At 58.4% G+C, this 3,557-nt stretch carries 5 protein-coding genes and 2 pseudogenes; 2 read left to right on the forward strand and 5 right to left on the reverse strand.

The window, feature by feature from the left end; translation table 11 throughout:
• Both WBB95_RS07030 and WBB95_RS07035 read right to left on the reverse strand, forming a co-directional pair.
• Window positions 1-69 (reverse strand): annotated as a pseudogene (locus tag WBB95_RS07030) (RNA polymerase sigma-70 factor); the annotation flags it as partial.
• A 37-nt stretch (window positions 70-106) separates the two neighbouring features.
• Window positions 107-418 carry a YXWGXW repeat-containing protein gene (locus WBB95_RS07035; protein WP_424486907.1) on the reverse strand — a complete coding sequence of 104 codons (312 nt, stop codon included), beginning with the start codon at window positions 416-418 and terminating at the stop codon, window positions 107-109.
• Window positions 419-643: 225 nt separating this feature from the next.
• Between WBB95_RS07035 and WBB95_RS07040 the strand changes: the two genes are divergently transcribed.
• Window positions 644-784 carry a hypothetical protein gene (locus tag WBB95_RS07040; protein ID WP_424486908.1) on the forward strand — a complete coding sequence of 47 codons (141 nt, stop codon included), beginning with the start codon at window positions 644-646 and terminating at the stop codon, window positions 782-784.
• Here WBB95_RS07040 and WBB95_RS07045 read toward each other — a convergent pair.
• A pseudogene (locus tag WBB95_RS07045) lies at window positions 781-1,027 on the reverse strand (DUF1652 domain-containing protein). The gene WBB95_RS07040 and the pseudogene WBB95_RS07045 sit on opposite strands and share 4 nt — an antisense overlap.
• A 245-nt stretch (window positions 1,028-1,272) precedes the next feature.
• On the opposite strand from WBB95_RS07045, the gene WBB95_RS07050 reads away from it, so the two are divergent.
• Complete coding sequence (locus WBB95_RS07050; protein ID WP_424486909.1) at window positions 1,273-2,217, forward strand: sensor domain-containing diguanylate cyclase; 945 nt, start codon at window positions 1,273-1,275, stop codon at window positions 2,215-2,217.
• A gap of 288 nt (window positions 2,218-2,505) precedes the next feature.
• Here WBB95_RS07050 and WBB95_RS07055 read toward each other — a convergent pair whose 3' ends face one another.
• Both WBB95_RS07055 and WBB95_RS07060 read right to left on the reverse strand, forming a co-directional pair.
• Window positions 2,506-2,766: a hypothetical protein gene (locus WBB95_RS07055; RefSeq protein ID WP_424486910.1), complete on the reverse strand. Its 261-nt coding sequence runs from the start codon at window positions 2,764-2,766 to the stop codon at window positions 2,506-2,508.
• 4 nt (window positions 2,767-2,770) lie between these two features.
• Window positions 2,771-3,217 carry a GNAT family N-acetyltransferase gene (locus WBB95_RS07060; protein ID WP_424486911.1) on the reverse strand — a complete coding sequence of 149 codons (447 nt, stop codon included), beginning with the start codon at window positions 3,215-3,217 and terminating at the stop codon, window positions 2,771-2,773.
• Between the last annotated feature and the right edge of the window lie 340 nt (window positions 3,218-3,557).

The following is a 3,557-nucleotide window of genomic DNA, read 5'->3' on the forward strand; positions in this document are numbered from 1 at the left end:
GTTGACGGCTGCAGGTTCGTTGTTGCCGATACGTGCCAGTAGCTCAACGTCCGGATCAGTGTCTTTCAATCAGGTAATACTCGGTCCGGGGGCTAAATGTCGGGTTTCAGCGGATCCAGTGCCCTTCGCGCCAGTACCAGTTCGGCCCGCGGGATTCCCAATGGCCGGGTTCCCAACGTGCATTGCGCATCACCGGCTGCCAGTGGCCGGGCACCCAGGCGTAGGCACCGCCTTCCCAGCGCCAGTGGCCTCGGTCCCAAGCGTAGCCGGGGCGTTCGGCGGGGATGACTTCGACCCGCTCCGCCGGCGGTGCCTGGCGAATGATCACTTCGGTCTGGGCAAAGGTCGGGGTGCTGACAACCGCGGCGAAAGCCAGCGGGACAAGCAAGGCATAGCGCAATCTGGCCAGTGGGCTCATGGCAACTCCTTCATACGGCGAGCGAAAGTGCACGCTGCTGATGGGTTGAACGCTGGGTGCAGAAAAATCCGTCGCGAGAAACACAAATAGTTTCTCGACGCTGATCGAAAGGAAGTATTGCTCAGGGGATGGCGACGCTTGATGAAATGTTTGAAAGGGGTGCGACGGATTTGTGTCGGTGATGACGTTCAACGGTTAACGCAGCACCCACCAAGAGGAAATATCATGTCTCGTCGCCTGTCCATGCTCGTCGCCGCCCTGTTGATCGCCAGCCTCAGCGGCTGTGTGATCTTGCCGGAACATCGGCATTGCTGCTGGCGCTACTACGGCGCCGTGTCGACCCCGACCAGCACCGTCAACAGCTAACCCACCGCCGCAAACCCACGGCGCCCGGCCTTGATCTCGGTGCGCAGTTCGCCGATAAGGTTTGAGACGGAACGGACGCTGTCCAGGCCTTGGGGCGACACCCGGGTCAGCAACAGGTCGACGCGACCGGAGGCCGGCTCACACGCTGATGCGCAGCGAACCGTCGGTGTTCAGGCTGCAATCACAGGCCAAGGGCAGGAAACCCGAGGCCATGATGCGGTTGAGTTCGGTGATCGACATCATGACAAAGCCCCGTCCGTGGGTTCTACCCTGAAGGTGTGATCCACCCAGCATAGATAAGGTTTTGCCTGCTACGGAACAATTAATTCAAAAGTGCTACCTGCGCCGCATTTTGCCCGCCAAACGCTGGTGTGCTGGCGCCAGAAACCCAGCGCACGACCTCTCGTCTGCTGCCCCGCCGAAGGCTTGACTCAAGGCCGCGTTCACAAGAGGCTCATGGCTCTTCGCCTTCATCAGAGCGGCCTTCCATGAGCATCGATCCCCCGAGCCGTCCCGACAGTGACGTGTACAAAACGCTGCTGGAATCGACCAAAGCCATCCCCTGGCGCATTGACTGGCAGACCATGACCTTCAGCTACATTGGCCCGCAGATCGAAGCACTGCTGGGCTGGACCCCGCAAAGCTGGGTCAGCGTGGATGACTGGGTCGAACGCATGCACCCGGACGACCGTGAATACGTGGTGAACTTCTGTGTGTCGCAATCGCGCGCCGGCGTGGACCACGAAGCCGATTACCGTGCGCTGACGGTCAATGGCGACTATGTGTGGATTCGCGACGTGGTGCACGTGGTGCGCAAAGACGGCGAAGTCGAAGCGCTGATCGGCTTCATGTTCGATATCAGCGAGCGCAAGAAGACCGAAGAACACCTGATTCGCCTGCAAAAACAGCTGGAGGAATATTCTTTCCAGGACGGCCTGACCGGCATCGCCAACCGCCGGATGTTCGACACCGTGCTGGAGCGCGAATGGGCCAGTGCCCAGCGCAGCCAGTTGCCGCTGTCGTTGATCATCCTCGATATCGACTATTTCAAGCAGTACAACGACCACTACGGGCATATCAAGGGCGATGAAGCGTTGCGCCAGGTCGCGCGGACCTTGTCCCAGGCGGCCAACCGGCCACGGGACTTCATCGCGCGCATCGGCGGCGAGGAGTTTGTGTGGTTGCTGCCGGAGACCGATGCCGCTTCGGCCCGGCAAGTGGCGCGGCGCTGCCTGCACCTGATTTGCCAGCAGCAAATCGAGCACGCCTTTTCACCGGTGTCCACGTTGCTGACCTTGAGCCTGGGCGTCGGCACCCAGGCCGTGACACCCGACAGCGCCATGCTCGGCTTTGTCGAGGCCGTGGACAAGTTGCTGTACCAGGCCAAACGCAACGGACGTATGCGCGCAGAGTTTGCCGATATTGAAGTTTGACGCCAAGGTCAAATTCCGGGCAAAAAAAATCCCAAGTAGCTGATGGAAACTTGGGATTTAAAAATGCATAAACCGTGGGAGGTGAACGCCCGGCTATAGTACCGACTGTCAAAATCGGTAACAAGATTATTTTAATCCTTTCGTCGGATTAAAAAGCGCGTAAGTCATTCAATAACCACATATTTTTTAAGGTAGAAGCGGCAATAAATGCCACTTTTTGGTGCAAGTAACGCTGATAGACACTTGCACTTCGCCGTTGCATTTCCGTTATTAAAATAAGGTTATTGGTTATAACGGCGCAACTGTTTTGGAGTAGCGCGACTTCAACTCTTTACAGACATCCCCAGGTTCGAGGCTACCGGGCAATGCGGCGCGCGCGATATTTTCGACTTGGCGGCACAGCGTCAGGCGCTCAGCCGCCGATTCGCGCTGTTGATCAACCTGGGCATTGATCCACATGAAATAGCCCCCGAGCAGAACCGCGACGCACACGACCCCGACCACGATGTAGCGAGCGCTATTGGAGGGAGGCGGCTCTGGCGGGTTCATGGCACTAAGGTGCTCTGCGTTTCTGATATCGCACATCATCTCCTTCAACCCGGGCTACCACTGTCCAGCCCAAGCGTTGGTAAAACCCGTTGGCGCGAATTTCATCGCGCCCATCAGTCATCAGGAAGAGCGTGTCATGGCGCTCGAACAAGGCCGCTTCGGCCACCGCCATCAATTGGCGGCCCAGCCCCAAGCCCTCATAGGTTGGCTGTACAAACATCGCAAAGACCTCGCCTTCGACCAGATCGACCATGGAAAAGGCTGCCGGCTGCCCATCAACTTCGGCGATCCAGACACAGGCAGCCTCACGGATGCGGTCGGCCAATACCCGTGGCGTGATGCCCACGTCGGCCATTTGTTCGCGACTCAAATGGTTTTGCTGCACCGACGTGCGGATGGCGAAGAGCGTATCGACATCGTCCTGGGTCGCCACGCGTATGAGCGTTTGCATAGTGGCCTCCTGGTGAAGGACGCAATTGTAAGCAAATAGAAACACATCGTTTGTCGTGGATTTGTAAAACGCAGGTTTGCAGAGCGATTTAGGAGCTGTCGAGCTTCAGCGAGGCTGCGAGGGCGGTGGGTCAGGCGGCACGAATCAACTGTGGGAGCTGTCGAGCCCCAGCGAGGCTGCGATGGCGGTAGGTCAGGCGACATCTCTATTGGCAATGCCGCCCCTTCGCGGCCTCGCTGGGCTTGACGGCTCCCACATCTATAAAGGTTTCGCCTGCTGCTGACGACGAAACTGTCCTGGCGCCAGGCCATGGGCCTTGCGGAAGCAGCGGGAAAAGTAG

Source organism: Pseudomonas sp. (assembly GCF_049645325.1).
Classification (GTDB): domain Bacteria; phylum Pseudomonadota; class Gammaproteobacteria; order Pseudomonadales; family Pseudomonadaceae; genus Aquipseudomonas.